The organism is Streptomyces sp. MS19 (genome assembly GCF_047200595.1).
Lineage (GTDB): Bacteria > Actinomycetota > Actinomycetes > Streptomycetales > Streptomycetaceae > Streptomyces.
The window spans coordinates 252174-276143 of sequence record NZ_JBJZOH010000003.1 but is presented as its reverse complement, the minus strand read 5'-3'; the positions used below and the strand labels follow the sequence as shown (position 1 = coordinate 276143).

Genomic DNA, 23970 nt, shown 5'->3' with positions numbered 1-23970 from the left:
GGCCCTCCCCCGCCGCCCCGGCCCCGCACGCCCGTACGGCGCCGCCCGCCGCATGGCGCGGGAAGCCGTTCGGTTAACCTGGCGGCGGCCCCGGACCCTCGCCGCCTGAACCGTTCCGACCTCGGAAGGCCACTCATCATGCCCCGCACCCCCGTCAACGTGACCGTCACCGGCGCCGCCGGCCAGATCGGCTACGCCCTCCTCTTCCGGATCGCCTCCGGACACCTGCTCGGCCCGGACACCCCGGTCCGCCTGCGGCTGCTGGAGATCACCCCGGCCCTCGGCGCCGCCGAGGGCACCGCCATGGAGCTGGACGACTGCGCGTTCCCGCTGCTGAGCGGCATCGACATCAGCGACGACCCGAACGTCGCCTTCGACGGCACGAACGTCGCCCTCCTCGTCGGCGCCCGCCCCCGTACCAAGGGCATGGAGCGCGGCGACCTGCTGGAGGCGAACGGCGGCATCTTCAAGCCGCAGGGCCGGGCCATCAACGACCACGCGGCCGACGACGTGAAGGTCCTCGTCGTGGGCAACCCGGCGAACACCAACGCGCTCATCGCCCAGGCCGCCGCCCCCGACGTCCCGGCGGAGCGCTTCACCGCGATGACCCGCCTCGACCACAACCGCGCGCTGACGCAGCTGGCGAAGAAGACCGGCACGGCCGTGGACGAGATCCGCCGCCTGACCATCTGGGGCAACCACTCGGCCACCCAGTACCCGGACATCTTCCACGCCGAGGTCGCGGGCCGTAACGCCGCCGAGGCCGTGAACGACGAGAAGTGGCTGGCCGAGGACTTCATCCCGACCGTCGCCAAGCGCGGCGCGGCGATCATCGAGGCCCGCGGCGCGTCCTCCGCCGCGTCGGCCGCGAACGCCGCCATCGACCACGTCCACACGTGGGTGAACGGCACCGCCGAGGGCGACTGGACCTCGATGGCCGTCCCGTCCGACGGCTCGTACGGCGTTCCCGAGGGCCTGATCTCGTCGTTCCCGGTGACCACGTCCGCCGGCGCGTACAGCATCGTGCAGGGCCTGGAGATCAACGACTTCTCGCGCCCCCGGATCGACGCGTCCGTCCAGGAGCTGGCCGACGAGCGCGAGGCCGTCCGCGGACTCGGCCTCCTCTGACAGAACCCGCCGACACCTGTGGCCCCGGACACGCTCCCGGGGCCACACTGCGTGGTGTCGCGTCCGCCGTCACGCCAGAAGGAACCCACACCATGCGCCGCATACGTCTTCCGCTGTTCGCCGGGGTGGGCGCGCTGAGCCTGCTGGCCACCAGCGCCTGCGGCCTCGCCGACCGGGTCCCTGGCGCGGGCGGCGGCGAAGCGGCGGCCGACCCGGTCCGCATAGCCGTCCCGGAGTGGCCGGGCGGCCGGGCGAACGCGGCGGTGGTCGCGTACGTGCTGGAGAACGAGCTGGAGATACCCGTCGAGAAGGTCTACGCGCCTCAGGAGCAGGCGTGGGACGGGCTCGGCACGGGCGACGTGGACGCGATCCTGGAGGACTGGGGCGCGCTGCCCGACCTGCGAGACCTGTACGTGGACCGGCGCGAGACGGCGGTGGACGCGGGCCCGCTCGGCATCACGGGGCACGTCGGCTGGTACGTGGCGGGCGACACGGACTTCGCCGCCGACCACCCGGACGCGCTCGACTGGCGGCACCTCAACGAGTACGCGGACGCCCTCGGCGGGGAACTGCTGCACGGCGACCCGGGGTTCACGACGCGCGACGACGACATCATCGCCGACCTCGGCCTGGACATCACCCCGGTCGCGGCGGGCAGCGAGGACGCGCTGGTCGAACGGATAGCCGCCGCCACGCGGTCGGGCGAACCGGTCCTCACCTACCTGTGGCAGCCCCACTGGCTGGCCTCCGAGGTGGAGCTCTCCGAGGTCCAGCTCCCCGGCTACTACCCGCGCATAGAACTGCGCAAGTACCTCAACACCGAGTTCGCCGAGGACGGCGGCCGGGCCGCCGACTTCCTGCGCGCGTTCAGCTGGAGCGAGGCCGACCAGAACGAGGTGGCGGCCCTGATGGCCGGCGAGGGCCTGAGCCCGACGGCAGCCGCGGAACGCTGGGCCACCGACCACCCCACCGAGATCGCCACCTGGACCGAGGGCCTCTGACACCGCCCACCGGCACCGTCGGCGTTTCAGCGGTCTTCCTCCTCCGGCGGCAACGTGTCCACATCGCCGTCCGTCTCACCGTACGGGCGGCCGTACGGCGGCACCTCCTCGGCAGGCCGTGCGGTGAACAGGCCGTCCGACGGCTGCTGATCCATCTCGTGACTCCTTCCCTGCGGGTTCCCTGCGGAACGGGACCCGCCCCGGCGGGCGATGACGCCCGGGGGCACGGGCACCAGGAAAGCGATGTCCCGCGCCGGGGGAGGCTCACAGGGGGGCCGAAAACCCACAAGGGGACCGAAAAGCCCGGTACTTGTCCTACGCTCGGCGAGGAAGCGGTGACGTTCCATCACGAGAGGACGACGCAGTGACCCGTTCACCCAACACCTCACTCGCCGCCCTCGTCACCGCCTCCGGCGCCAGCCACAAGGCACTGGCGCACCGCGTCAACCAGCTCGCGGCCGCGGCCGGCCGCCCGACCTCCTACACGCACACGAGCGTGCTGAACTGGCTCGACGGCATGGTCCCGCGGCAGCCCGCCCCCGCCATGCTCGCCCAGGCACTGGGGGAACGGCTCGGCCGCGCGGTCGATGTCGCCGAGATCGGCCTGCCCGCGCAGGGCCCGGGTGGCGACAGCGGGCTGGAGTTACCCCGTGATCCCGCCGACGCCGCACAGCGGGCGTCGGAATTCTGGAGAGACATGCACCGCCGCACTTTCGGCCGGGCGTTCGCCGTCAGCGCCTACACCCTGCCCGTCACACGCTGGCTGATCCAGCCCGCCGCCGCCCACACCCCCGCCCAGGGCGGTGGCCGACGCGTCGGGCAGCGCGACCTGGACGCGTTGTGGGAGCACGCCGAGCAGGCACGGCAGTGGGACGCCCGCCACGGCGGCGGCACCTGGCGCACGAGCCAGGTCGTGGACTGCCTGACCACCCGCGCGGCCCCCCTGCTCGCCGGACGCGCCACCCAGCAGATCGCCGACGGCCTGAACTCCGCCACGGCCGAACTCTCCCGGCTCGTCGGCTGGTCCGCGTTCGACTCCGGCGAACACGCACTCGCGCAGCGGCACTTCGTCCAAGCCCTCAGCCTGGCACGCGCCGGGGGCAACGCCGAGCTGGGCGCGTACGTCCTGGCGACCATGGCGCTCCAGACGATGCGCCGCGGCTACCCGGACGAGGCCATCGACATGGCGCAGGGCGCGGTCCAGCGCGCCGGCCGCGACGCCACACCCCGCGTGCTCGCGTTCGCCCGCCTCATCGAGGCCCGCGCCCACGCCCGGCTCGGCGACGAACGCGCGGCCACTCGCGCCCTGTCACACTGCGAACACCTCCTCGACACCGCACGCGAGCGCCAATCCCCCACGTACATCGCCTACTTCGGCCCCACCCGCATGGCGAGCGACGCGGTGGAGATCTACCGCGACCTCGGCAAACCACGCGTCGCCGCCGGATGGGACGCCCAGTGCGCCATGCCCGCAGGCCACACCCGCGCCGTCGGCCTGCGCCTGTCCGTCACCGCCACGGCACACCTCCAGGCACGCGACCTCGACCAGGGCCTCACCGTCGCACGCCGCGCGGTGGACATCCTCTCCGGCGTCACCTCCGCACGAGCCCGCGAATACATCAACGACATCCACACGGCCCTCACCCCCTGGTCCCACGACCCCCGCGTCCAGACATGGCAAACCCACACCCGCCGCCAGCTGGCAGGAAACCCCTGAAACGGCGCAGCCGTTCGGACATCTCTGGTGGAGGACGCGACGCTGCCGTGCACTCCGGTCACTGCTTCGGCGAAACGAACCGACAGCTCACGCGGGAGCATCACCCGCCTGTGGCGGACGTGCCACAGCGAGCCGTGGCTGCGGCGGGGCCGTCGAGGGCTCCCGCCTTGACGGCCGCGTCCTCGATCTGGCCTGTTCGAGGGTTCTTTCCCAGCAGTGCCACTCGTACGAAGTACATGGCGGATACGGGAGGTTGCCCAGGAAGTCACATGGCTCAGGCTGGGCACTCGCACACGGCGAGTCCAGGCGAGGCGTGCCCCGCCACGACCTCCCGAGCGGTCACCGTGTCACGAACGTATCGGTGGCGACGGCGCCCAGAAACGTGTCCCATGCTCCGCGCGAGACGCGGGTGGGAGGGATGTCCAGGTCCTTGGAGTCGCGGACAGCGACGCCGTCAACGCCGGCGATCTCCATGCAGGCGCTTGCTCGGCGCCCGCCGGCCCGGGGAGACGCGGACCGTCCGGCCCCTACGGCGAGTCGCCGGACGAGGAGCCGCGGGCCGGTCAGGCGGAGGCGAGGAAGCCGGTGGCGCGTTCATCGAGTTCGGCCGCGCAGCGCAGTCCGCGGGTGCGGTAGGGGGCGAGGTCGCGGCGCATGGTGCGGACGGCTTTGCGGGTGCGGGCGGAGGCGACGCCGTTCATGTGGTCCATAGCGCGCGACCAGGTCACGCACGCTTCTTCGACGCCGCCTTGCTTGAGCTGGGACTCGGCGGCGGCGACCAGATCGAGGGCGACGATGCGGGCGTAGGTGCCGGCCGGGCGGGAGGCGGCGGCTCGGACGTAGTGCTGTCCGGCGCGGCGGTGGTCACCGAGGGCTTGGTGGACCTTGGCGGTGCGAGAGGCGACGGTGGCCTCCGGCGGTCCCCAGGCCAGGGCCCAGAACGGCACGTCCTCACCGAGGCCGTCGTCCAGGGCGGTGCGGGCGGCTTCGACTGCGGCGACGGCCTGGCGGCGCCGGCCGGTCTTGGCCAGGGCGTGGGCGTGGGTGATGTCGAACAGCGCCTCGGCACGGGCCGGAACGTGCCCGGCGGCACGGGCGAGCCCGGTCTCGGCGAGGTCCAGGCAGCGCTCGGGCCGGTGCAGCTTCATCCCCTGCTGGGACATGGTGCGCATCACGAACCCGTCCTGACCGGGCTCGCCGGACTCGACCGCCAGGGCGAAGGACTGCGTGTAGTACCGCTGCGCGAGGCCCTGCTCACCGGAGTCGTACGCCTTCCATCCGGCGAGGTGCGCGGCGCAGGAGGCGACGGAGAGCATCTGGCGGCGCAGGCCGTCGTTGTGGAAGCGGGCCCGGCACAGCGGGGCGATGTCGGTGATGAGGTACTGCACGAATGCGGCCCGTCCGTGCTGGCCGCCGAGGCGTTCGTCCATCTCGGTGAACAGGGCCACCATGTCGCGGACCGCGGTGATCTCCGCCGCCCCCGCCGTGGCGCCGCTGCGGACCGCGGCGGTGCGCTCGGCCGTCTCCTTGACGTGGCCGAGGGGAAGCGCGGTGGCGGCCATGGAGTAGGCGGAGGCGGTCAGGAACCGGCGTCGGCGCACGTCAGCCTCTCCGATCGTCGGTCGAGGGCTCCCGCCTTGACGGCCGTGATGAAGGCGGTGAACTCGCGGTGGGCGTAGCACTGGGGTGTGAGGTGGGGAGACTTGGAGTCGCGGATGGCGACGCCGGTGTCAAGGGTCATCAGCTCGACGCAGTTGTCACCGCTCCCGTTGCTGTACGACGACTTGAACCACTTCCCGCCGAGAGGGGTGCTGCGAAGGTCTTCCTTCTCGGGGCTCATCATCGGATCTCTTCCTCAATGGCCTGCATCAGCTTGATGGTCTTCTCCGGACTCAGGGCGTGCTCCGCCAGGTCGTTGTACTGCTGTGTCTGGAGCAGGCCGGGGATGTATGTGCCCGCATGGTGGAACAGCCGCTCGGCCGCGTCCTCGACGTAGAAGTAGCGGTACGAGTCGCCGTGGAACAGGTCGCGGTACCGCTGGTCCTCCCACCAGGCGCGGCCGTACGACCGGCCCTGCGCGATCTTCGCCTGGAGCGCGGCCGCCTCGTCGGTGTCCGCGCCGTACAGGCCGAGCAGCACCTTGAGTTGCCGGTCGGTGGGGAAGGCCCGGCCGCGCTCGATCTTGCTGACGGTGAACCGCGACACCTTCAGCTTCGCCGCCGCGTCATCCTGCCGCAGCCCGGCCCGCCCGCGCAGGCGCTGCAATTCCTCCCCCACCTCACGCATGGCGAAGACCGCATTCGTGGTGCCGGTGGCGGACACGGCCTTCCTCCCGACAGCGGGTCACGGACGGGAATCAGCGTACCGATCTGGTGCGTTCGAGAGGCGTTTAGCGAGAGCGTCACTCGTACGAAGTAATCGATGGGTACAGGAGGTTGCCCGGGAAGTCACGTGACCGATGCTGGACATTCGCACGCTGCCCAGCTCGCCCTCTTCATGACATGGGGTCGCCGGTCGGCCTGACGCACGTCGAAGGGTGCCGGGCGGGGGCGCGGGCACACCGCCGTCGCCCCCTACCCCTCCCGCACGGTCACCCTGCGGTGAAGGTTGCGGTGGCGACGGCGCCCAGGAACGTGTCCCATGCTCCGCGCGAGACGCGGGTGGGAGGGATGTCCAGGTTCTTGGAGTCACGGACAGCAACGCCGTCAACGCCGACGATCTCGGCGATCTCCACGCAGGCGCCGGTGTCGCCGCTGCTGTAGCTCGACTTGCGCCAGGCGTCCGAGGGGAAGTCGTATCGCATGTCAACGGCCTCGACTAACTGTCAACGTCCCGCGCGATGCGCGAGATCAGCTTCAGGGAGTCCTCCGACGATAGCGCTTGCTCGTCAAGGCATCGCACGGTGGTCTTGAAGCGCTGCACGTCTGTGTCACCTTCGAGGAAAAGATGGCCGCCCAGGTACTCGATGAAGGCGAACTCCATCATTGTCGGGGTGGGGTAGGTGAAGAGTTTGAAGCCACCGTCGATCGCTGCGTGCACACCCTGTGAGTGTGGGACCACGCGGACGGTCAACGTGGGCGATGCCGCACGTTCCAGCAGGCTCATCAACTGCTCGCGCTGCACCTTCGAACTGCCGATCTGTCGCCGGACCGCCGCCTCGTCCAAGACACAGGTGAGTTCGGGACCGTTGGCGTCGTCCAAGATCCGCTGGCGCGACATGCGTACGCTGACGGCCGCGTCGATGTCCTCTGGTGGGAGGTCGGACAGGCCGCCGATGAGGGCTCGGGCGTAGTCCTCGGTCTGCAACAGGCCCGGCACGACAGCCGGCGAGAACTGGTACATGGCGGTCGCCGTCGCCTCCAGCTCGATCAACTGGAGAACGGACGGCGGGATGGCTCCCCGGTGCTGGTACCACCACCCGTGCTTGCGGCTCTCCCTGTTCAGCGTGATCAGGAAGTCGAAGATCTCCTCATCCGCCGAGACGCCGTACAGCCGCAGCAGCTCGGCGAGTTCCGGCCTGCTGATGGAACTGGTGCCGGACTCGATGCGGCTCATCTTCGAGTCGTCGGCATCGATGACCTGGCCCGCCTGGCTCTGCGTCACCTTGGCGAGGGAGCGGAGGCGCTTCAGTTCCATACCCAGCAGGTACCTGCGAACGGTCGCTTGTGGCTTGGCCATGCCCTCATCTCTCCTGATCGATCAGGGACCAGTCTGCCCCAACCCGAGCATCGTCCCGCACACACACAGAAGATCAGAACATTTCTGCGAAGTGAGATTTGCTGCACCGTGACTTGCGGATCGGCGAGTCATCGCGCCATGCTTCCCTAACGCTTGGTTCTCGGTGGACCGCTCAGTGTGATCCCCCTGCGCCTGAGCACGTTGCAGACTTCGATGGAGGCGCCATGGCGGTTCTGACCCGATCTCCCGAGCAGCAACATCACACCTACTGCTGGGACTTGTTGGCCCATCCCCGGCAGATCGAGACGTGGCGGCGCACGGTCGCACTGGTGTTGCGGGCGTGGGGGGCCTCGGACGCCACGGTCGAGACGGCCCGGATGGGACTGTCCGAACTCCTTGCGAACGTCGTGCGGCACGCCGGTGACCCGTACTGCCGTCTGTCGGTGGTGATGGGCGGCGGGCTGGTGACGGTCCGGGTGGAGGACCGGTCGCCGTGTGTGCCGGTCGTTCGTGAGCCCGCGTGGGATGCCGAGTCGGGGAGGGGGTTGTGGATGCTGCGGGCGATGTGTCTGGGCTTCGGGTGTGACCGTGAAGTCGTCGGTAAGAGCATGTGGTTCAGCCTCGGTCTCGATCCGGTGGACGAGGGGGCGGTGTGATGGCGGCGTTGCGGTGTGTCGGGAGCGTTCTCGCCGTGGGTGCTGTGGTGGGTGGTGGTGTGCTGCTGGGGTTGGTCGGCGCGTTCCTCTACCTGCTGCGTGTGCTCGCCAAGGCTGGGGAGGGCGAGGGGTGAGGGTGCAGGAGTGGTTGGTGGGTGCCTGCTGGTTGTGGTGTGGGCACCGGGTCACGCTGGTGACCAGGGTGGGTGATGTCGTGGTGGCGTCGCCGCCGGGTGAGGCGCCGTTGTATGCCTGTGGGCGGTGTGTGGAGCAGCTTGAGGCGTCCGTCGCCGACTTCGGGGAGGTGGACGGTCCGGGCCTGTACGTCGTCCCCGGCGAAGCGGCACCTGTTCCCCGGCCTCGGGCGCGGCGGTGGTTCTGCGGGCCGCGCACCCTGCTGGGGCGGCGGTGGCGCGGACTGATCGAGAAGAGTGAGGAGCCCTCCATACCCGGGGCTGCCATGACCAGCGAGGGGGAGAAGTGGTCCACAAACTCATCGGCCAGATCGTGGTGGCGGGCGCGCTCGGAGCAGTATCGGGAATGGTCGCGGCGCTGGGGCCCACCGAAACCGCCCGCCGCGCCCTCGTCCGCACCGACCGGGCCTGGTGGCGGGCCTACCGGCGCGCGTTGATCGCCCTCGGCGAGAACCCGGACGGTTTCGACACCACCGCCCCCGACCCGGCGGACGTCGCCCTCGGCCTCGGCGTCTTCGCCGCACTCGACCATGCCGCACACCTACGACGGGCCATGCCCACCGAAGCCGAACTCGCCTTCCGCATCCTCACCGACCCCGACCCCGACCCCGACAACTGAGCAACCACAGACGCCCGCCCCGGAGGAACCGGACCTGGGGAGGTCACGCGGAGTCACGCTAGGGTGACGCGCATGGTCCATGATTCCGGTCTGCCGGAGCAGATCGAGGAGTCCGAACTGCCAGCCGTGCTCGACGCCGCGCTCGCACGAGCCGCCGACGACGGAGTCACCGTCATCACCCGCGCGGGAAACCCCATCGCCGCCGTCATGTCGATGAACGACCACGACACCGTGGAGGACGAGATCGACCGGCGGCTCGCCGCCCGCCCGCGCCCCGCCGACGACGGCACGCGGTACTCCCTGGCAGACCTCCTGGCCGAGCACGCCGAGGGAGACCGCTGAGCGCGTACGAGGTCTCCTTCACCCCCGGCGCCGAACGAGACCTCAAGAAACTGGACAAGAACGCGCGGTCGGCGTTCTTGGGCGGGACCCGTTCGCGGCGGGGCTCGGTGTGAAGACGATGGCGGGCCGTGGCGATGAGTACCGGTTGCGTGTGGGGGTCTACCGGGTGCTCTGCAAACTCAGCCAGCACAGGCTTCAGGTCATGGTGATCCAGATTGCGCACCGCCGGGAGGCGTACCGCTGAGCCGCCCTCGGGGTCCGGCGTGCTGTGGGCGGGGCGGGTCAGCCGGCCGAGAAGCGGAGGATGTCGTTCAGGAAGGGCAGTTCGAGCCACGGCTCGGGCTCGGCCATCAGGGTCAGCAGCACGATCAGCGCGCCGAGCAGGCCGTACGTCAGCACGTCCGTGAAGCGCGAGCGGACCGCCAGCATGCCGACCGCCGGGAGCCAGCCGCGCAGCACCGCGCCGGTGAGCAGCGCGCCGCCGACGACCAGCAGGCCGATGCGGAACGTCGCCAGCGTCACGAGCAGCCCGAGCAGCGTCGCGCCGAGCACGACGAGCAGCGGCCACTGCCGGATCGGCGCGGGCGCGGAGCCGCCGGCCGTGCGGCGCCCGCCCTCGGGGCGGGCGGTGCTGCGCGTCGGGTACCCGTCGGCGGCCATCAGCCGGCCGCCAGGAGGCCGGGGGCGGCGGCGCGCTCGGCGGCCTCCACCACGTTCTGGAGGAGCATGGCGCGGGTCATCGGGCCGACGCCGCCCGGGTTCGGCGAGAGCCAGCCGGCGACCTCGGCGACGGCCGGGTGGACGTCGCCCGCGATCTTCCCGTTCTCGTCACGGCTGACGCCGACATCGAGGACGGCCGCGCCCGGCTTGACGTCCTCCGGCTTCACCAGGTGCGGAACGCCCGCCGCCGCGACGACGATGTCGGCGCGCCGCAGCTCGGCGGAGACGTCGCGGGTGCCGGTGTGGACCTGTGTGACCGTGGCGTTCTCGCTGCGGCGGGTCAGCAGCAGCGGCAGGGAGCGGCCGACCGTCACGCCGCGGCCGACGACCACGACGTGCGCGCCCTCGATCGCGACGCCGTTGCGGCGCAGGAGGGCGATGATGCCGTTGGGCGTGCAGGGCAGCGGGGCGGGCTCGCCCAGGACGAGGCGCCCGAGGTTGGTGGGGTGGAGGCCGTCCGCGTCCTTGGCGGGGTCGATCAGCTCCAGGACGCGGTTGACGTCGATGCCGCGCGGCAGGGGGAGCTGGACGATGTAGCCGGTGCAGGCGGGGTCGTCGTTCAGCTCGCGGACGACGGACTCGATGTCGGCCTGGGAGGCGGTGGCGGGCAGTTCGCGCTGGATCGACGCGATGCCGACGGCGGCGCAGTCGCGGTGCTTGCCGGCCACGTACTTCTGGCTGCCGACGTCCTCGCCGACCAGCAGGGTGCCGAGCCCGGGGGTGACACCGCGTTCACGGAGTACGGCGACCCGGGCGGCCAGGTCGGACTTGATGGCTGCTGCGGCGGCCTTGCCGTCCAGAATCTTCGCGCTCATGCCCCCATCCTCGCGGATGGGGGGCGCCGGGGACCAATCAGGGACCCCACCGGGCGGGGCGGCCCGGCGCGGCCAGGTCGCGGCTTGGCCACAGGACGGTGAACCGACTGGACATGCCAAGTGGTTGAGCGGTCCAATGTGCTCCGCACGGGCCGGGGGAACGCGTGTTCCCCGCTCGTCGTCGCCCCGCGATCAGGCCCCCCACCGGGGAAGGGACGACGGCCCGAGCGAAGGAACCGTGACTCGAATCCATGAGGAGTCTCACCACTGTGAGCACTGACCACACCCCGCCCGGCGCGTACTCCGCCCCGGGGCCCGGCGGCGCGCGGACCGGACGGGCGATGCGTTCGCGCAACGTCTTCGCCGTCTGGCTCGGCCTGCCCATCATCACGCTGGGCATCTACCACCTGGTGTGGTGGTACAAGATCAACAAGGAGCTGTCGCAGTTCGACAGCCGGATCGAGGTGAATCCGGGGCGTGCCGTCCTGGCGGTCTTCCCCGGTTCGTTCATCTGGATCCCGCCGTTCGTCACGGCCTACAACACGGGCAAGCGCGTCGCCGAGGCGCAGCGGGCGGCCGGCCTGGCGGCGACGTGCAGCCCGGCCATCTCGTGCGTGCTCGTGTTCCTGCTCAGCGCGCACTCGCTGTACCTCCAGTCGGAGATCAACAAGATCAACGACCACTACCGCAACCCCCCGGAGGGGACGCAGATCCCGCTGGTCGCCTGAGCCGCGCGGGGCGTGCGCCGGGTCCGTCCCGGCGTGCGCCCCGGGCGTACGGGGGCGGGGCGGGCATCACCAGGTTTCACTGGGTGTCATGATCACGTCACGCAACGGGTAGGACGGGGGCAGGTGACCCCGTACCCCCGGAGGTACCCGATGCGTTCCCCCCACAACCTCCGCCGCGCGCTCGTCGCGGCCCTCGCCGCGCTCGCGGCCCTCCTGCCGGGGCCCGCCGCCCAGGCCGCGCCGCCCGGCATCCCCGACGCCGACACCGCCCGCACACAGCTCGACGCCCTCACCGTCGCCCCACAGGCCGGGATGTCCGGCTACTCGCGCGACAAGTTCCCGCACTGGATCACGCGCGACGGCTGCACGACGCGGCAGACCGTGCTGAAACGTGACGGCACCGACGTGGCGACGGGCGCGAACTGCCGCGTCGAGTCCGGCAGCTGGGAGAGCCCGTACGACGGGACGACCGTCACCTCGCCGTCCAGGGTGGACATCGACCACACCGTGCCGCTCGCCGAGGCGTGGCGCTCCGGCGCGGCCGAGTGGACCACCCCGCGCCGCCAGGACTTCGCCAACGACCTCGACCACCCCCAACTCCTCGCCGCCAGCGCCTCGTCCAACCGCTCCAAGGGCGACCAGGACCCCGCCGACTGGCAGCCGGCCGCGGCCTTCCACTGCGAGTACGCCCGCATGTGGATCTCCGTGAAGCACACCTGGGAACTGACCGTCGACGAAGACGAGAGAGCCGCGCTGGACGAGATGCTGGGTACGTGCTGACGCATCCGGTATGAACGGGGCATGAGCGAGAAGTACACCGTCTTCACTGCGCCGCGCGGCGGAGTGATGACCAAGGAAGTCGGCGTGATCACCGGCGAGCTGGAGCTGCACACCGACGCCGACGAGCAGGGCACGCTGACCATGCGCATCCGCTACGCGGGCGCCGACGAGTGGTACACGGTGGACGGCGGCCCGTACCGGCTGCACGACCCGCGCGACCACGAGGTGCTGCACGAGGTCCTGGTGCAGCTGCTCCACCGGCCCCAGCCCTGACGTACGGAACGGCCGCGCCGCGGACCGTGAACTCCGGTCGGCGGCGCGGCCGCACGCGTCGGACGGGCGGGCGTCAGTGGAAGAAGTGCCGTGTCCCCGTGGTGTACATCGTGACCCCGGCCGCCTTCGCCGCCTCGGTCACCGCCTCGTCGCGCACCGAGCCGCCCGGCTGCACGACGGCCCGCACCCCGGCGGCGGCCAGCACCTCAAGGCCGTCCGGGAAGGGGAAGAACGCGTCGGACGCCGCGTACGAACCGGCCGCCCGGTCCGCGCCCGCCCGCTGCACCGCCAGCTTCGCCGAGTCCACGCGGTTGACCTGCCCCATGCCGACGCCGACCGTCGCGCCGTCCTTGGCGAGCAGGATCGCGTTCGACTTCACCGCGCGGCAGGCGCGCCACGCGAAGGCGAGCTGCGCCAGCTCGTCCTCCGGCAGCTCCTCGCCCGCCACCAGCTGCCAGTTGCCCGGGTCGTCGCCCGGCGCCTGGAGCCGGTCGGTGACCTGCACCAGCGTCCCGCCGTCCACGGGCCGGAACTCGGTGCGGGCCGCCGGGGGTTCGGGGCAGCGCAGCACCCGGATGTTCTTCTTCTTCGTCAGGGCTTCCAGGGCGCCGTCCTCGTAGCCGGGCGCGACGATGACCTCGGTGAAGATCTCCGCGACCTGCGCGGCCAGTTCGGCGCTGACCGGCCGGTTGACGGCGATGACGCCGCCGTACGCGGACAGCGGGTCGCAGTCGTGCGCCTTGCGGTGGGCCTCGGCGACGTCCGCGCCGACCGCGACACCGCACGGGTTGCTGTGCTTGATGATCGCGACGCACGGCTCGGCGTGGTCGTACGCGGCGCGGCGGGCGGCGTCCGTGTCCACGTAGTTGTTGTACGACATCTCCTTGCCGTGCAGCTGCTCGGCGGCGGCGAGCCCCGAGCCGCTACCGTCGCGGTAGAGCGCGGCGGCCTGGTGCGGGTTCTCGCCGTAGCGCAGGACGTTCTCCAGGCTGAACGCGACGTTCGCGCTCGCCGGGAACAGGTCGCCCCCGCCCTCGGCGCCGGTCTCCGCGAACCAGCCCGCCACCGCCACGTCGTACTGCGCCGTGTGCTGGAACGCCGCCGCCGCCAGCTTCCGCCGCTCGGGCAGCGTGAACCCGCCGCCCTGGGCGGCCGTCAGCACGTCCGCGTACGCCGCCGGGTCCACGACCACGGCGACCGACGGGTGGTTCTTGGCCGCCGCGCGGACCATCGAAGGGCCGCCGATGTCGATCTGCTCGACGCACTCGTCGTTCGAGGCGCCGGACGCGACGGTCTGCGTGAACGGGTACAGGTTCACCACGACCAGGTCGAACGGCTCGATGCCGAGCTTCTCCAGCTCCGCCCGGTGCTCGGCGCGCCGCAGGTCGGCGAGGATGCCCGCGTGCACGCGCGGGTGGAGCGTCTTCACGCGCCCGTCCAGCGTCTCGGGGAAGCCGGTCAGCTCCTCCACCGGCGTCACCGGCACCCCGGCGGCGGCGATCCGCGCGGCCGTCGAGCCGGTGGACACCAGCTGGACACCGGCGGCGTGCAGGCCGGTGGCCAGCTCGTCGAGCCCCGTCTTGTCGTACACGCTGACCAGCGCGCGGCGGATGGGCCGCCGTCCGTCGCCGGTGCCCTCGGGGGCGGTGCCTTCGGGAGATGTGCTGTCGGCCGTCACGGGATGTATACCTTTCGTCCCTCGATGCGGTAGCCGTCGCGGGCGAGCCGGCCCACGACGTCGGCGAGCAGCCGCCGCTCGACTTCCTTGATGCGCTCGTGGAGCGTCGCCTCGTCGTCGTCCTGCTCCACCGCCACCGCCTCCTGGGCGATGATCGGTCCGGTGTCCACGCCGCCGTCCACGAAGTGGACCGTGCAGCCGGTGACCTTCACGCCGTGCGCGAGCGCGTCCCGTACGCCGTGGGCGCCGGGGAAGCTCGGCAGCAGCGCCGGGTGGGTGTTGAGGAGCCGCCCGCCGAACTCCGCGACGAAGTCCGGGCCGAGGATCTTCATGAACCCGGCCGAGACGACGAGGTCCGGCTCGTACGCGGCGACCGAAGCGGTGAGCGCCCGGTCCCAGGCGGCGCGGTCCGTGAAGTCCCGCACGCGGTGGACGAACGTCGGCAGTCCGGCGCGCTCGGCACGCCGCAGCCCCTCGATCCCCGGCCGGTCGGCACCCACCGCGACGACCTCCGCACCGTACGCCGCGCCCCCTGCCGCCGCCGCGTCCAGCAGGGCCTGGAGATTGGTACCGGACCCGGACACGAGGACGACGATGCGAGCCACGGGGAGGTCTTTCTTTCGGGGAGGTCTCGGCGCAACGATACCGGCACGCCCCACTCCCCCCGTGCCGTGGGGCGGCCCCGGGCAGGTACGGTCGGGACAACGGCACCTAAGAGGGAGATTCGACGACCACGATGACGGACCGACGCCGTGCCCCCGGCCCGCAGGACCGGCCCGACGAGGAGGACAACCCCTTCGCCCCGCCGCCCGAGGGCACTCCCGACCGTCCGTGGCGGCCCCGGCATCCCGACGGCGGCGAGGGGAACGGCGACGGCGGCGACCGTGGCGGCGACCAGGACGGCGGGCAGGACGGCGGCCACGGCCCCCGCTGGGGCAGCCAGTGGAGCGACCGGCAGCCGGAGCGGCAGAAGGGCCGCTGGGGCGAGCCGGCGGGCGGTCAGGAACGGCGGCCTGGCGGTCTCGGCGGCGGCCCGCGCGGCTGGGACCCCACCGACCCGGCGCAGCGGCACGCGCGGTACGCGATGCTGTCCGGCATGTGGGGCGTGTGCAGCGGCGTCCTGCTGGGCTGGCAGTGGCTGGCGCTGCTGCTGGGCGCGTTGGGCCTGTACTGGGGGATCAGCGGTCTGCGGGGCGGGCCGAAGGACAGCCCGGAGGCCAGGGAGAAGAAGGTACGGGCGCTCCAGGGGCAGGGCGAGCAGTCCCCTCCCCCGCCCCCGCCGGGCGCGACCCCGGCCCCGCTGCCGCCGCCGCGCGGTGGCGGCAAGCCGCGGGTGACGGCGTCGGTGACGGGCATCGTGCTGTCGGCGCTGGCGCTGGCGATCGTGGCGGCGTCCTACACGCTGCAACTCGTGTACAAGGACTACTTCGACTGCGTGGACGACGCCCTGACGCGGCCGTCACGCGAATCGTGCGAGCGGCTGCTGCCGCGCGAACTGCGCCCGATCTTCGGCGAACAGAACTGACCCCGCTCCCCGCCCCCTCCTCCGGCACGGGAAGCCGACGGCGGGAACGCGGCACGCGCGGCTGCCCGCCCGCCGCCACACCGGAACACCCAACCCCCCACCCACACAAGGGAAACGGCGACGCACAACGCACGCCACACCGGCCGCCGAACCGCAGAACGGCGGCGCCGGACACACAACCCCCCGGCCAGTACGCCCGGCATCCGCCGCTCGCCCAGCGGGAGCGGCACCCCACAGCGGCGCTTCCACCAACCGCGACCGCAGGACGACGGCGCCCGACGCGTAACCCCCCGGCAGGAACGCCGGACACCCGACGCCCGCGCAGGGAAAGGCGACGCGCGAGTCCGGCCCCGCCGCTCACCCGAACGCCGTCGCTCCGCTCCGCGTAGGGGCCTGCGCCCGCGCGCTCCGGACGGCCGTGTCCTCCCGTCCGCGGGGAGGCCGCCGTGCCCGGTGCCGTCAGCGGCGGTCCGGGTCGTCGGTCGGGCGGGCGGGGTTGGGGACGGCGCGCGCCGTCCGCCTGTTCCCCGGGTCCGCTGTGCCCGCTGTGTCCCCCGCGTCCGGCAGTTCCGGCACGAGCACCCCTGACGTCCGCCGCAGCGCCGCCCAGCGCGACAGCCGCGCGTCCGTCCTGTGCCACGCCTTCGCGTCCGCCGCCTCACGCGGACGGCGGACCATCCGGACCAGCCGCGCGTTCAGCCCGCTCACGCGCGCCGCCCGCAGCAGCAGCGCGAACGGCGGGACCAGCACGGCCGTCCAGACGGCGGCGGCCAGGCCCGTCAGCCACGGCTCAGGGCCGAACTCGGCCAGCGCCCGCGTTCCCAGCGGCCCGCCCGCCCAGGCGGCGAGCACGCCGAGGCCCACGCCCGTGCCGCAGGCGGTCCCGAGGCCGACCAGCGCCGTCGCCGCCACGCCCTCGTCGGCCGCGCGCGAACGGGCCACGAACCACGCCGTCACCAGCGCGCCCGCCAGCGGGACCGCGGCGAGGACGCCCCACAGCAGCGGGTTCCCCGGCGTGCCGGACGGGAGCGCGGCGAGCAGCGGGAAGCCGGGCACGGCCGGGTCGCCGCGGACGGCGAGCGGGCCGACGGCACTGCCCGCGCCGAGGGTGAAGCCGGGCCCGAGCGCGTACGCGGCGCCCCACACGGCGGCGTTCGGCGCGAGCGCGCCCGCGAGCAGCAGCACGGACAAGCGGCCCGACCAGTCGGTGCCGAGCGCGCCGAACGCGTCCTGCGCGGCACCGGCCCGTACGGCCAGGCACGCGGCGACCAGCAGCGCGCCCGCGCCGCACGTGGCGGCGAGGCCCGCGACGGACGCGCGGGCGGCGGCGGCGATCCGGGCGCCGGGCAGCCGCCGCGCCCAGCGGGGCAGCGCGGCCGACGGGAGGGCGCCGCAGACGGCCCAGGCGGCGCCGAGGGTCACGGCGAGCGTGAAGAGCGGCAGCTGGACGGCGGCGTCCAGCGGGCGCACGGCGAGCGGGCCGCCGCGCGCGCAGATCACGACGACGCCGGCGGCCAGCAGGTAGCCGCCGGTGACCCACAGCGCGGCGCGCGGCCCGTCCGCCGGATGGACGCCCCAGTCGTGGGCGTACCGGTCGGGGACGAGCGCCGTGCGGACGGCGCGGTGGAGCAGCCAGGCGGGCAGGGCGGCGAGGAGCAGCGGGGTCAGGCCGACGGGCGCGGGGGCGCCGGTGAGGGTGTCGGGGCGTACGAGGTCGGCGCCGTGGCCCAGCAGCCACAGGTCGGCGGCGACGTGGAGGGCGCCGCCCGCGCCGCTGTCGGGGAAGGGCGAGAGGGTCCACAGCAGCAGGACGAGCGCGGCCGGGACGCCGAGGCCGAGCCCGGCCGCGAGCAGGCCTTCGAGCAGCCAGCGGGCGCGGACGCGGCCGAGCGGGGCGGTGTGCTGGAGCAGCCGGAGAAGGTGACGCACGCGGCCATGCTGCCAACAACACCCCATATGCCCGGGTAACGGGTTTTCGCCGCTGTGTCGCCCAGTATGTCGGTATGAGCGTATTTACCGATGATCCGCCCAGAGCGGACCTCGCGACCGCCGCCCCGCCCGACCCCACGCCCGAACCCGACCCCACGCAGGCCTTCGACGCCCTCCACGCCGCGCACGCCACCACCCTGAGCCGCCAGGCGTACCTGCTCACCGGCTGCGGCATGCTCGCCGACCGCGCCGTCGGCTGGGCGTTCCGCCGCGCCTGGGAACACTGGCCCGAGGTCGCGGGCCGCTCCGACCCGGGCGGCTGGGTACGGGCCGCGGCCTACGACTACGCGCTGTCGCCCTGGCACACCTTCTCGCCCGGCCACCGCCGCCGTACGGCCGAGGTCGCCGCGGGCGTGCTGACCGCCATGGTGAGCCTGCCGCCCGCGTACCGCAGGGTCGTCCTGCTGCACGACGTGATGGGTCTCGACATCGTGCGCACCGCCCTGGAGGCCGAGGCGACCATCGGCGCCACCGAGCGCCGCGCCGCGCACGCGCGCGAGCTGCTGGCCGCCCGGCTCCCCGCCCTCGCGGAGGCCGCGCCCGAGGAGCGCCGCGACGTGCTCAAGGACCTGATGGCACGTGCCCTGGCGGGCCACGCGCCGCAGACACCGACCGCCGAGTCCGTGCGCAGGGCGGGGGAACGGGCCACGCGGCACCGGACCCTCGCCGGGCTCGGCGGCACCGCCGTCACGGCCGGGGCCCTCGTCGCCGCCGCGCTGCTGAACTGACGCGGAACGGGACGGGGCGCGGAACGCGCAGCGCCCCCGGGGTCCTGGCCTTGGACCGTCGGGGGCGCGAGCGCGGACCCGCGCGCGTGCCGGACGCGTGCGGGCGGGAGCGGGGTCAGCCCGCGGCGAGCAGCTCCCGGGCGAGACGCGCGGTCTCGGACGGGGTCTTGCCGACCTTCACGCCGGCGGCCTCCAGGGCCTCCTGCTTGGCGGCGGCCGTGCCGGAGGAGCCGGAGACGATGGCGCCCGCGTGGCCCATCGTCTTGCCCTCGGGGGCGGTGAAGCCCGCGACGTAGCCGACGACCGGCTTGGTCACGTTCGCCTTGATGAAGTCGGCCGCGCGCTCCTCGGCGTCGCCGCCGATCTCGCCGATCATGACGATCAGATCGGTGTCGGGGTCGGCCTCGAACGCGGCGAGCGCGTCGATGTGCGTGGTGCCGATGATCGGGTCGCCGCCGATGCCGACGCAGGACGAGAAGCCCAGGTCACGCAGCTCGTACATCATCTGGTACGTGAGCGTGCCCGACTTCGAGACCAGGCCGATGCGGCCGGGCTTGGTGATGTCGGCGGGGATGATGCCCGCGTTCGACTGCCCGGGGGTGATCAGACCGGGGCAGTTCGGACCGATGATGCGCGTCTTGTTGCCCTTCTGGCCCGCGTACGACCAGAAGGTGGCGGTGTCGTGGACCGCGATGCCCTCGGTGATCACGACGGCCAGCGGGATCTCGGCGTCGATGGCCTCGATCACCGCGTCCTTGGTGAACTTCTCCGGGACGAAGATCACGGTCACGTCGGCCCCGGTGGCCTCGATGGCCTCCCGCACACCGCCGAACACCGGTACCTCGGTGCCGTCGAAGTCGACCTTCTGGCCCGCCTTGCGCGGGTTCACGCCACCGACGATGTTGGTGCCGGACGCCAGCATGCGACGGGTGTGCTTCTGGCCCTCGGACCCGGTCATCCCCTGGACGATGACCTTGCTTTCCTTGGTGAGGAAGATAGCCATGGTGAGTGTCGGTTCCTTTACTTCGCGGCCAGCTCGGCGGCGCGGGCAGCCGCTCCGTCCATGGTGTCCACCTGCTCGACGAGCGGGTGGGCGGCGTCGGTGAGGATCTTCCGGCCCAGTTCGGCGTTGTTGCCGTCGAGCCGCACGACGAGGGGCTTGCTGACGTTCTCGCCCTTGGTCTTCAGCAGCTCAAGGGCCTGCACGATGCCGTTGGCGACCGCGTCGCAGGCCGTGATGCCGCCGAAGACGTTCACGAAGACGGAGGTGACCTCCGGGTCGCCGAGGATGATCTCCAGACCGTTGGCCATCACCTCGGCGGAGGCGCCGCCGCCGATGTCCAGGAAGTTGGCCGGCTTCACGCCGCCGTGGGCCTCGCCCGCGTAGGCGACGACGTCCAGGGTGCTCATCACGAGACCCGCGCCGTTGCCGATGATGCCGACGCTGCCGCCTTCCAGCTTCACGTAGTTGAGCCCGCGCTCCTTGGCGCGGGCCTCCAGCGGATTGGCCGCCGCCTTGTCCTCCAGGGCGGCGTGGCCGGGCTGCCGGAACTCCGCGTTCGCGTCGAGCGACACCTTGCCGTCCAGCGCGACGATCCGGCCCTCACCGGTCTTGACCAGCGGGTTCACCTCGACGAGGAGGGCGTCCTCCTTGACGAAGACCGTCCACAGGCGCTGGAGCACGTCCACGACCTGGTCGGCGATCTCGGCCGGGAACTTCGCCGCCTCGACGATCTCGCGGGCCTTGGCCTCGGTCACGCCCTCCACGGCGTCCACCGGGATCCTGGCGAGCGCCTCGGGGTTGTTGACCGCGACCTCCTCGATCTCCACGCCGCCCTCGACGGACGCCATGGCGAGGAACGTCCGGTTGGTGCGGTCGAGGAGGAAGGAGACGTAGTACTCGTCCACGATGTCGGCCGTCTGGGCCAGCATCACGCGGTGGACGGTGTGCCCCTTGATGTCCATCCCGAGGATCGCGCGGGCCTTCTCCACCGCGTCGTCCGGGTCGGCGGCCAGCTTGACGCCGCCTGCCTTGCCACGACCACCGGTCTTGACCTGCGCCTTGACGACCGCGCGGCCGCCGAGCCGCTCCGTCGCCTCGCGCGCCGCCTCCGGCGTGTCGATGACTTCACCGGCCAGCACCGGCACGTCATGCTTGGCGAAGAGATCCCTCGCCTGGTACTCGAACAGGTCCACGCGCGTCCGTCCCTCAATCTGGTGTCTCGCGGTTCGTTGTCAGCGTGGGCGTGCCGCGTCGTCGCGGCGTGAGCAACGGTCGCGTCTGCAAGCGCCCGGCGCGTCGTGAGCAACGGACGCGTGGTGGGCGCCCGGCACGCGGCATGTCCGGAGACGAGCGTATCCGGGCCGTCCGGGAGGTCGTGAACCGCATGTCGCACGAGAGTGGTGAGACCAGTCACAATTCGGCCTTCCGGTCCCCTTCCGCACCGGTGCGCGCGGCCCCCACGTGCTCCTCCACCCACCGCACGACGTCCCCCGTCGGGGCTCCGGGGGTGAAGATCGCGGCCACGCCGAGCTCGCGCAGCGGGGCGATGTCCTCGTCCGGGATGATGCCGCCGCCGAAGACGGTGATGTCGGCGGCGTCGCGTTCCCGCAAAAGCTCCAGCACACGCGCGAAGAGGGTGTTGTGCGCGCCGGAGAGGATCGACAGGCCGATGGCGTCGGCGTCCTCCTGGATCGCGGTGTCCACGATCTGCTCCGGACTCTGGTGCAGCCCCGTGTAGACGACCTCCATCCCCGCGTCGCGCAGGGCGCGGGCGATGACCTTCACGCCCCTGTCGTGCCCGTCGAGCCCCGGCTTGGCCACCACGACGCGGATCGGACCGTGCACACCCATCTCTGCCTCCAGTGCTTCCGGCGGCGCTGCCGGACGAGGGGGGACGTCGCTGTCGTCCCCGGATTTCCCCACGAGCATCCCCCATGAACGCCGCGCACGGCCCGGAAAGGCCACGGTTCGCCATCGATCAGAATTCGAACTGGCATCGAACACTTCGTGCGGTCTCGATGGGCACGCCGCCGAAAAGACGGCTTATTGCCCCTTTCCTCTCCGGGGGAAACCCGCGAACAGCCCGCGGAAGATTGTGGCCACGAGGCGGCGGCGGGTACAGTCGCCGCACTACAGCCGCGGGGGGCCACCCCAGCTCTGTTGTCGAGCCGAAAGGCATGGTCGGTGAGCGATCGTCTGCTGTCCGGGGTCACCGGGCATACGGATTACCCCGGCTTCGGCTCTTACCCCGATACGGGGTACGGCACGCCAGATCCGTACGGCCAGGCCGCCTCCGGCTACGACGGCTACGACGGCTCCGCCGCCTACGAGGGCGCGCAGTGGACGGCCACCGCGACCGTTCCCCAGGCCGGGCAGACGCAGCAGATGCCGCAGATGCCGCAGATGCAGGCGCAGCAGCCCCAGCAGCGCGACCCCTGGTACGACCAGCAGCACGCGTTCGCCCCCGGCCCGTGGGACACCGGCGCGGGCTCCGGCTACGCCGCCGCGTCCCTGCACGACGCGCCGACCAGCACCGTTCCCGTCCTCGACCAGGACCTGTACTCCGGCGGCTACGCGGGGGGTTACGACGGCGGGTATCCGCAGGAGGCGCCGCAGTACGCGGAACCCACGGCCGGCCACGCGCCCGCCGACGGCACATGGGACGGCCCGGCGGACGACGCGTCTGGCCGGGAGCACGCGGCGGACCAGGACCTCCGCGAGACGACCGCCGAGTTCGCCGCCTTCACGGCACGCGACGACGAGCCCGGCCAGGCCGCCCCCGACACGGCCGACGCCCCCGACGACCTGGTGGACGTCACCCCGCCGCAGCGCCCCGGCAGCCGCGGACGGCGGCGGTCGTCCGTACGGCCCCGCGCCCGCTCCGCGTTCCTGACCGTCGCCGCGCCCTCCCTGTGCGTCCTCGGCGTCACCGCCGTCGCCACCGCCGCGACCGTCAACGAGACGACGGGCAGCACCGACGACCGTGCGCCGGTCGCCGCGCCCGACCCGGCCGAGGCCGAACCGATCGAGGCGAACGCCCAGTTCGACACCCAGCTCGTCAGCCTCTCCGCCGCCGCCGACGACCTCGCCGAACGCGCCAGCCGCACCCAGGGCCGCATGGACCTGGAGGTTCAGCAGGAACGGGAGGCCGAGGAGGCCGCCGAGGAGGCCGCGCGCATCGAGGCGGCACGGCAGAAGTTCTTCATCCCCGTCGCGCAGCACGGCCTGAGCGCCTACTACGGCCAGGCGGGCGTCAACTGGATGTCCCAGCACACCGGCATCGACTTCCCCGTGAGCTACGGCTCACCGGTGATGGCGGCGACGGACGGCACCATCAGCACGCAGTGGCACCCCAGCTACGGCAACCTCGTCGTCCTCACCGCCGCCGACGGCACCGAGACCTGGTACGCGCACCTCGACAGCTCGGTCTACCAGTCGGGCTGGGTGCAGGCCGGCACCGTCATCGCGTACTCGGGCAATTCCGGCAACTCCACCGGCCCGCACCTCCACTTCGAGGTCAGGCCGGGCGGCGGCTCCGCGATCGACCCGCTGCCGTGGCTGCGCAGCCACGGCCTGGAGCCGACATAGACCCTCAGGACACCCACACGCCGGAACGCCCGCCGTACCACCGTCCGCGAGGACGGGGAGTGGCGGGCGTTCCGGCGTGTGAGGCGGTGCGGCGCGGTCAGGACGACCTGCGGGCCACGATCTGCGAGATGCCGAGCGCGCCGACAGGCGCGAGTATCCACAGGACGACGTCCACGGCCGCCAGGTCTTCCTTCCAGACGTCCCACGTGTCGCCGAAGTACTGGAAGAACGCGGTGAAGGCGCTGTCCTCGAAGCCCGGGTAGTACTCCTCCACCATCAGCGCGACGCCCCACAGGCCGCCCAGGATCATGGCGACGACCGCCAGCACCGCGCCCGTGATGATGACCGGCCAGTTGCGCTTGGCGAAGAAGGCCGGGCCGAGACCGACGACGGCACCGACGGCGATGGCCGCGTAGTTGTACTGCCTCAGCTCACCCGTGTTCTCGTCGAAACCCGCCTTGTACAGGTAGCCGTAGATCACCGCCGTGACGATCGTGCCGAGCACCGCCAGCAGGATGGCGAGGCCCACGTTGTTGCCCGCGGGGGCAGGCTGGCCCGGGGGCATGTAGCCGCCGGGGCCGCCGCCGTAGGGGTTCGGCTGCTGGGGCGGGTAGCCGTAGCCCGGCTGCTGGGGCGGGGCGCCGTACGGCTGCTGTTGCTGCTGGGGCGGGGCACCGTAGGGCGAGGCGGGCGGCGGGGGCGGGGCGCCGTACGGCTGCTGCGGCGCTCCACCGGGCGGGGGCGGCGGTCCGCCGTAACCGCCGTTGTCAGGCGCCGGCTGCCAAGGCTGGCTCATAAGTGTGTTCCC

28 protein-coding genes are annotated in these 23970 nt (G+C 72.4%); 12 read left to right on the top strand and 16 right to left on the bottom strand.

Annotated features, from left to right (window positions below; translation table 11 throughout):
• The first annotated feature begins 138 nt into the window (after positions 1–138).
• Together ACL02R_RS05375 and ACL02R_RS05370 are read left to right on the top strand one after the other, a co-directional pair.
• Positions 139–1128, top strand: a complete 990-nt coding sequence (locus ACL02R_RS05375; RefSeq protein WP_412795675.1) for a malate dehydrogenase — start codon at positions 139–141, stop codon at positions 1126–1128.
• A 92-nt stretch (positions 1129–1220) separates the two neighbouring features.
• Complete coding sequence (locus ACL02R_RS05370; protein WP_412795674.1) at positions 1221–2129, top strand: glycine betaine ABC transporter substrate-binding protein; 909 nt, start codon at positions 1221–1223, stop codon at positions 2127–2129.
• Between the two features lie 26 nt (positions 2130–2155).
• Here ACL02R_RS05370 and ACL02R_RS05365 read toward each other — a convergent pair whose 3' ends face one another.
• Complete coding sequence (locus ACL02R_RS05365) at positions 2156–2284, bottom strand: hypothetical protein (RefSeq protein ID WP_412795673.1); 129 nt, start codon at positions 2282–2284, stop codon at positions 2156–2158.
• A gap of 209 nt (positions 2285–2493) precedes the next feature.
• Between ACL02R_RS05365 and ACL02R_RS05360 the strand changes: the two genes are divergently transcribed.
• Positions 2494–3846, top strand: a complete 1353-nt coding sequence (locus tag ACL02R_RS05360) for a sporulation protein (RefSeq protein WP_412795672.1) — start codon at positions 2494–2496, stop codon at positions 3844–3846.
• A 339-nt stretch (positions 3847–4185) separates the two neighbouring features.
• On the opposite strand, the gene ACL02R_RS05355 is transcribed toward ACL02R_RS05360, so the two are convergent.
• The 6 genes from ACL02R_RS05355 to ACL02R_RS05330 form a co-directional block, all read right to left on the bottom strand.
• Positions 4186–4413 carry a DUF397 domain-containing protein gene (locus tag ACL02R_RS05355; protein ID WP_412795710.1) on the bottom strand — a complete coding sequence of 76 codons (228 nt, stop codon included), beginning with the start codon at positions 4411–4413 and terminating at the stop codon, positions 4186–4188.
• Entirely contained in the window at positions 4410–5447 is a 1038-nt protein-coding gene (locus ACL02R_RS05350) for a hypothetical protein (RefSeq protein WP_412795671.1), read from the bottom strand. Before ACL02R_RS05350 ends, ACL02R_RS05355 begins: the two co-directional genes overlap by 4 nt.
• Entirely contained in the window at positions 5426–5689 is a 264-nt protein-coding gene (locus tag ACL02R_RS05345; RefSeq protein ID WP_412795670.1) for a DUF397 domain-containing protein, read from the bottom strand. The genes ACL02R_RS05350 and ACL02R_RS05345 overlap by 22 nt, the downstream gene beginning before the upstream one ends.
• Positions 5686–6168, bottom strand: a complete 483-nt coding sequence (locus ACL02R_RS05340) for a helix-turn-helix domain-containing protein (RefSeq protein ID WP_412795669.1) — start codon at positions 6166–6168, stop codon at positions 5686–5688. The genes ACL02R_RS05345 and ACL02R_RS05340 overlap by 4 nt, the downstream gene beginning before the upstream one ends.
• Positions 6169–6436: 268 nt before the next feature.
• Positions 6437–6649, bottom strand: a complete 213-nt coding sequence (locus ACL02R_RS05335) for a DUF397 domain-containing protein (protein WP_412795668.1) — start codon at positions 6647–6649, stop codon at positions 6437–6439.
• A 14-nt stretch (positions 6650–6663) separates the two neighbouring features.
• Positions 6664–7524 (bottom strand): helix-turn-helix domain-containing protein, encoded by an 861-nt coding sequence (locus tag ACL02R_RS05330; protein ID WP_412795667.1) that lies wholly within the window; start codon positions 7522–7524, stop codon positions 6664–6666.
• Between the two features lie 224 nt (positions 7525–7748).
• Between ACL02R_RS05330 and ACL02R_RS05325 the strand changes: the two genes are divergently transcribed.
• The 3 genes from ACL02R_RS05325 (at position 7749) to ACL02R_RS05315 (ending at position 9335) form a co-directional block, all read left to right on the top strand.
• Positions 7749–8180 carry an ATP-binding protein gene (locus tag ACL02R_RS05325; protein ID WP_412795666.1) on the top strand — a complete coding sequence of 144 codons (432 nt, stop codon included), beginning with the start codon at positions 7749–7751 and terminating at the stop codon, positions 8178–8180.
• Between the two features lie 480 nt (positions 8181–8660).
• The gene (locus ACL02R_RS05320) at positions 8661–8993 is read left to right on the top strand and encodes a hypothetical protein (RefSeq protein ID WP_412795665.1); all 333 of its coding nucleotides are present in this window, start codon (positions 8661–8663) and stop codon (positions 8991–8993) included.
• A gap of 72 nt (positions 8994–9065) precedes the next feature.
• On the top strand, positions 9066–9335 hold the full coding sequence (locus tag ACL02R_RS05315; RefSeq protein ID WP_412795664.1) for a hypothetical protein: 270 nt from the start codon (positions 9066–9068) through the stop codon (positions 9333–9335).
• A 282-nt stretch (positions 9336–9617) separates the two neighbouring features.
• Here the strand turns inward: ACL02R_RS05315 and ACL02R_RS05310 are convergent, their stop codons facing one another.
• Both ACL02R_RS05310 and ACL02R_RS05305 read right to left on the bottom strand, forming a co-directional pair.
• Positions 9618–9995: a DUF3017 domain-containing protein gene (locus tag ACL02R_RS05310; RefSeq protein ID WP_412795663.1), complete on the bottom strand. Its 378-nt coding sequence runs from the start codon at positions 9993–9995 to the stop codon at positions 9618–9620.
• On the bottom strand, positions 9995–10870 hold the full coding sequence (locus tag ACL02R_RS05305; protein WP_412795662.1) for a bifunctional methylenetetrahydrofolate dehydrogenase/methenyltetrahydrofolate cyclohydrolase: 876 nt from the start codon (positions 10868–10870) through the stop codon (positions 9995–9997). The genes ACL02R_RS05310 and ACL02R_RS05305 overlap by 1 nt, the downstream gene beginning before the upstream one ends.
• A gap of 269 nt (positions 10871–11139) precedes the next feature.
• Here ACL02R_RS05305 and ACL02R_RS05300 point away from each other — a divergent pair, with 269 nt between their 5' ends.
• From ACL02R_RS05300 to ACL02R_RS05290, 3 genes are all read left to right on the top strand, one after another.
• On the top strand, positions 11140–11598 hold the full coding sequence (locus ACL02R_RS05300) for a DUF4234 domain-containing protein (protein WP_412795661.1): 459 nt from the start codon (positions 11140–11142) through the stop codon (positions 11596–11598).
• 150 nt (positions 11599–11748) lie between these two features.
• A complete protein-coding gene (locus ACL02R_RS05295; RefSeq protein WP_412795660.1) occupies positions 11749–12378 on the top strand; it encodes an HNH endonuclease family protein in 630 nt (209 codons plus the stop codon).
• 21 nt (positions 12379–12399) lie between these two features.
• Positions 12400–12651 (top strand): hypothetical protein, encoded by a 252-nt coding sequence (locus tag ACL02R_RS05290; protein WP_412795659.1) that lies wholly within the window; start codon positions 12400–12402, stop codon positions 12649–12651.
• 73 nt (positions 12652–12724) lie between these two features.
• Here ACL02R_RS05290 and purH read toward each other — a convergent pair whose 3' ends face one another.
• A complete protein-coding gene (gene purH / locus ACL02R_RS05285) occupies positions 12725–14329 on the bottom strand; it encodes a bifunctional phosphoribosylaminoimidazolecarboxamide formyltransferase/IMP cyclohydrolase (RefSeq protein ID WP_412795658.1) in 1605 nt (534 codons plus the stop codon).
• A complete protein-coding gene (gene purN / locus ACL02R_RS05280; RefSeq protein WP_412795657.1) occupies positions 14326–14934 on the bottom strand; it encodes a phosphoribosylglycinamide formyltransferase in 609 nt (202 codons plus the stop codon). The genes purH and purN overlap by 4 nt, the downstream gene beginning before the upstream one ends.
• Before the next feature lie 131 nt (positions 14935–15065).
• Between purN and ACL02R_RS05275 the strand changes: the two genes are divergently transcribed.
• A complete protein-coding gene (locus ACL02R_RS05275; protein WP_412795656.1) occupies positions 15066–15854 on the top strand; it encodes a hypothetical protein in 789 nt (262 codons plus the stop codon).
• Positions 15855–16313: 459 nt separating this feature from the next.
• Here ACL02R_RS05275 and ACL02R_RS05270 read toward each other — a convergent pair whose 3' ends face one another.
• Positions 16314–17783 (bottom strand): DUF6350 family protein, encoded by a 1470-nt coding sequence (locus ACL02R_RS05270; protein WP_412795655.1) that lies wholly within the window; start codon positions 17781–17783, stop codon positions 16314–16316.
• A gap of 74 nt (positions 17784–17857) precedes the next feature.
• On the opposite strand from ACL02R_RS05270, the gene ACL02R_RS05265 reads away from it, so the two are divergent.
• Complete coding sequence (locus ACL02R_RS05265; protein WP_412795654.1) at positions 17858–18571, top strand: RNA polymerase sigma factor; 714 nt, start codon at positions 17858–17860, stop codon at positions 18569–18571.
• Positions 18572–18686: 115 nt separating this feature from the next.
• Here ACL02R_RS05265 and sucD read toward each other — a convergent pair whose 3' ends face one another.
• From sucD to ACL02R_RS05250, 3 genes are all read right to left on the bottom strand, one after another.
• Positions 18687–19574 (bottom strand): succinate--CoA ligase subunit alpha, encoded by an 888-nt coding sequence (sucD, locus tag ACL02R_RS05260; protein ID WP_412795653.1) that lies wholly within the window; start codon positions 19572–19574, stop codon positions 18687–18689.
• A 17-nt stretch (positions 19575–19591) separates the two neighbouring features.
• Positions 19592–20767: an ADP-forming succinate--CoA ligase subunit beta gene (gene sucC, locus ACL02R_RS05255; RefSeq protein WP_412795652.1), complete on the bottom strand. Its 1176-nt coding sequence runs from the start codon at positions 20765–20767 to the stop codon at positions 19592–19594.
• 217 nt (positions 20768–20984) lie between these two features.
• Positions 20985–21425 carry a cobalamin B12-binding domain-containing protein gene (locus ACL02R_RS05250; RefSeq protein WP_412795651.1) on the bottom strand — a complete coding sequence of 147 codons (441 nt, stop codon included), beginning with the start codon at positions 21423–21425 and terminating at the stop codon, positions 20985–20987.
• A 333-nt stretch (positions 21426–21758) separates the two neighbouring features.
• Between ACL02R_RS05250 and ACL02R_RS05245 the strand changes: the two genes are divergently transcribed.
• A complete protein-coding gene (locus tag ACL02R_RS05245) occupies positions 21759–23162 on the top strand; it encodes a M23 family metallopeptidase (protein WP_412795650.1) in 1404 nt (467 codons plus the stop codon).
• 97 nt (positions 23163–23259) lie between these two features.
• Here ACL02R_RS05245 and ACL02R_RS05240 read toward each other — a convergent pair whose 3' ends face one another.
• A complete protein-coding gene (locus ACL02R_RS05240) occupies positions 23260–23958 on the bottom strand; it encodes a hypothetical protein (protein WP_412795649.1) in 699 nt (232 codons plus the stop codon).
• Positions 23959–23970: the final 12 nt, after the last annotated feature.

Bases quoted from the DNA above. Each gene is read 5' to 3' on its own strand.
- ACL02R_RS05335 (WP_412795668.1), bottom strand. From the start codon at position 6,649: ATGCGATACGACTTCCCCTCGGACGCCTGGCGCAAGTCGAGCTACAGC.
- ACL02R_RS05345 (WP_412795670.1), bottom strand. From the start codon at position 5,689: ATGATGAGCCCCGAGAAGGAAGACCTTCGCAGCACCCCTCTCGGCGGG.
- ACL02R_RS05315 (WP_412795664.1), top strand. From the start codon at position 9,066: ATGGTCCATGATTCCGGTCTGCCGGAGCAGATCGAGGAGTCCGAACTG.
- ACL02R_RS05370 (WP_412795674.1), top strand. From the start codon at position 1,221: ATGCGCCGCATACGTCTTCCGCTGTTCGCCGGGGTGGGCGCGCTGAGC.
- ACL02R_RS05275 (WP_412795656.1), top strand. From the start codon at position 15,066: ATGACGGACCGACGCCGTGCCCCCGGCCCGCAGGACCGGCCCGACGAG.
- ACL02R_RS05365 (WP_412795673.1), bottom strand. From the start codon at position 2,284: ATGGATCAGCAGCCGTCGGACGGCCTGTTCACCGCACGGCCTGCCGAG.
- ACL02R_RS05325 (WP_412795666.1), top strand. From the start codon at position 7,749: ATGGCGGTTCTGACCCGATCTCCCGAGCAGCAACATCACACCTACTGC.
- sucD (WP_412795653.1), bottom strand. From the start codon at position 19,574: ATGGCTATCTTCCTCACCAAGGAAAGCAAGGTCATCGTCCAGGGGATG.
- ACL02R_RS05310 (WP_412795663.1), bottom strand. From the start codon at position 9,995: ATGGCCGCCGACGGGTACCCGACGCGCAGCACCGCCCGCCCCGAGGGC.
- ACL02R_RS05330 (WP_412795667.1), bottom strand. From the start codon at position 7,524: ATGGCCAAGCCACAAGCGACCGTTCGCAGGTACCTGCTGGGTATGGAA.
- ACL02R_RS05295 (WP_412795660.1), top strand. From the start codon at position 11,749: ATGCGTTCCCCCCACAACCTCCGCCGCGCGCTCGTCGCGGCCCTCGCC.
- ACL02R_RS05290 (WP_412795659.1), top strand. From the start codon at position 12,400: ATGAGCGAGAAGTACACCGTCTTCACTGCGCCGCGCGGCGGAGTGATG.
- ACL02R_RS05240 (WP_412795649.1), bottom strand. From the start codon at position 23,958: ATGAGCCAGCCTTGGCAGCCGGCGCCTGACAACGGCGGTTACGGCGGA.
- ACL02R_RS05265 (WP_412795654.1), top strand. From the start codon at position 17,858: ATGAGCGTATTTACCGATGATCCGCCCAGAGCGGACCTCGCGACCGCC.
- ACL02R_RS05375 (WP_412795675.1), top strand. From the start codon at position 139: ATGCCCCGCACCCCCGTCAACGTGACCGTCACCGGCGCCGCCGGCCAG.
- ACL02R_RS05250 (WP_412795651.1), bottom strand. From the start codon at position 21,425: ATGGGTGTGCACGGTCCGATCCGCGTCGTGGTGGCCAAGCCGGGGCTC.
- ACL02R_RS05305 (WP_412795662.1), bottom strand. From the start codon at position 10,870: ATGAGCGCGAAGATTCTGGACGGCAAGGCCGCCGCAGCAGCCATCAAG.